At 64.7% G+C, this 2,618-nt stretch carries 1 protein-coding gene and 1 pseudogene; one reads left to right on the forward strand and one right to left on the reverse strand.

The genetic code is table 11. The annotated features are described in order from the left end of the window. Positions 1–313 (forward strand): annotated as a pseudogene (locus tag RMO81_RS09485) (TIGR02594 family protein); the annotation flags it as partial. 161 nt (positions 314–474) lie between these two features. Here RMO81_RS09485 and RMO81_RS09490 read toward each other — a convergent pair. Continuing rightward, positions 475–2,217: a class I adenylate-forming enzyme family protein gene (locus tag RMO81_RS09490; protein ID WP_310475597.1), complete on the reverse strand. Its 1,743-nt coding sequence runs from the start codon at positions 2,215–2,217 to the stop codon at positions 475–477. Between the last annotated feature and the right edge of the window lie 401 nt (positions 2,218–2,618).

Here is a 2,618-nt window from a genome sequence, read left to right on the forward strand (position 1 = left end):
GCTGCCCGCCAACGCGCTGGGCGCACGCACCTGGACCAAGTTCGGCGTGCCCTGCCCGGTGCCGCAGCCCGGCGCCGTGATGACCTTCTGGCGCGGCAGCCGCGATGGCTGGCAGGGCCATGTCGGCATCTATGTCGGCGAGGATGCCTCGGCCTATCATATCCTGGGCGGCAATCAGGCCGATGCGGTGAACGTGAAACGCTTCGCCCGTGATCGCTTCCTCACCGCGCGCTGGCCAAAAACCGCCCCCGCCCCTACCGGCGGCCCGCGCACCCTGCGGCCAGACGGCAGTTTTTCGAGCAACGAGCAGTAAGGCGGGAACCAGGAAAAGGAGGCCTCCGGCGGGCAGGCCTGAGGCCTGCACCCATTTGTTTTTGCGTCCACGGGCGCCACCGTCGTCGCTGGTCGCGGCTCCAACAAAAGTGGGTCCAGGGCCTCAGGCCCTGGCCGCCGGAGGCTCTTCTTCTTCCTTGCCTATATGGCGGCCAACTGCTTCTTCAATTCCGTCTTCAAAATCTTGCCGTTGGCATTGCGCGGCAGCGGTTCGCGGCTGAAATGCACCGCCACCGGCACCTTGAATGCCGCCTGCCGCGCCGCCACAAAGGCGCGCAGTTCGGCCTCGCTCACATCGGCGCCTTCCTTCAGTGTTACGAACGCCACCGGTTCTTCGCCCAGCGATTTGTGCGGGCGGCCCACCAGGGCGGCGTCCATCACCGCCGGGTGTTCATACAGGGCGTTCTCGACCTCGACACAGTAGATGTTTTCGCCGCCGCGGATCAGCATGTCCTTGGCGCGATCGATGATGAAGCAGAAGCCTTCTTCATCGATACGGCCCAGATCGCCGGTCCGCACCCAGCCATCGATGAAGGTGGCTGCGGTGGCTTCGGGTTTGTTCCAATAGAGTTTCACCACGTTGGGGCCAAAGCCATAGATTTCGCCCAGTTCGTTGGCTCCCAGCACCTTGCCATCCGGATCGCGCACCTGCAGGTCGCACACCGGAACGGGAGGGCCGCAGCTGTCGGGCCGGTTTTCATAATCCTCGGCCATGTGGTGGGTGAAGGTGGCGCTGGTTTCGGTCATGCCCCAGCCATTGCCGGGCTTGGCCTTGAACTGGCTGGCGATCTGGCGGACCAGTTCGGGGGCCGAAGGCGCGCCGCCATAGCTCACCGATTCCAGGCTCGACAGATCATATTTGGCGCGATCCGGGTGTTCCAGGATCTGCCAGGCGATGGTGGGCACGCCGCCGGCTGAATTGCAGCGTTCGCGCTCGATCAGGGTCATGGCTTCGACCACGTCCCATTTCTTCATCATCACGATCTTGGCCCCGGCCACCAGCGTGGGATTGAGCACGGCATGGGAACCGGTGGCGTGGAAGAACGGCACCGAAAGCAACGTCGCCTTCTGCGGCGCATCGGGATCGGCCACTGGCGGCTGCTCGCCGCGCCGCAGGAAGCTGCGCGCCGCGCTGCAGGCACTGGCCATGATGTTGCTATTGATGTTGCGGTGGGTGCCCAGCGCGCCCTTGGGCTTGCCGGTGGTGCCGCTGGTATAGAAAATGGTGGCATCGTCTTCGGGTTGCAGCGTCAGCGCCTCGGCCGGGATGGCGCGATCCTTCAATGATGCCCAATCCATCGGCCAGCCGATCACTTCTTCCAGCCGGCGGGCGCGCGGATCGCCCAGCTCCATCTCACTGGCGCGGGTGACATAGATCTGCTCGAGATCGGGGCAGTTGGGCAGATGTTCGGCGATGCGGTTATAGCGTTCGGCATCGATCATCAGCATTTTGGTGCCGCTGTCGGTCAGGCCATATTCCAGTTCGCCGCCGGTCCACCACGCGTTCAGGGGCGTGACGATGGCACCGCACAGGCTGGCCGCGTAAAAGGCCACCGGCCATTCCGGCAGGTTACGCATCACCACGGCCACGCGGTCACCCTTTTTCAGGCCATCGGCCTTCAACTGCTCCGCCAGGGCCAGCGTGGCGCGGGCAAAGGCTTCATACGTCACCCGTTCGTCATCCAGCACCAGGAAGATCTTGTTGCCGTGGGCGCGGCCAGCGGCAAAGCTGTGCGCCAGCGATTGCGGCGCATTCTTCCACACCCGCGTCGGCCGGCCCGCGATGGACACCGTCTCCATCTCCAGCGGCTGCCCCGGCGCGGTGAGCAGCGCGTGGGCTTCGGCAATCGACATGGCCGGAAATTGGGCGGGCAAGTTGGTCATACGATTTCCCCAGGCGTGTTCTTTTGTTGGCTGCACGATGCCGCAAAGCCGCGTGGCCCGCCAGCCTGACGAAAGGGCGCAGAACAGCACACTGTCCTACACCCGGCAAAGCATGCCATGCTGGCGCACGGGCGTGTACTGGCAGCGCGCCAGCAAGGGCGCCGCGACCATCCTGAAACCCGGGAAATGCGTGACCTTTGTGACCTTTGCCCGGCCTGATTCGGCAGCTTGGCGAAGCCGGCATCCCGGCCTAGGCTGTGCGCCACACGAATGGAGAGACAAACGATGGCCACGATTGCCAACACTGCACAATGGGATGCCCGCGATGCCGCATCGATGCGCGCCGTGCTCGATGCCCAGCGCGCCAGCTTCACCGCCGAACTGCCCGTTACCGCCGCCGC

It is taken from the genome of Sandarakinorhabdus sp. (genome assembly GCF_031422795.1).
GTDB lineage: Bacteria > Pseudomonadota > Alphaproteobacteria > Sphingomonadales > Sphingomonadaceae > Sandarakinorhabdus.

Bases quoted from the DNA above. Each gene is read 5' to 3' on its own strand.
- RMO81_RS09490 (WP_310475597.1), bottom strand. From the start codon at position 2,217: ATGACCAACTTGCCCGCCCAATTTCCGGCCATGTCGATTGCCGAAGCC.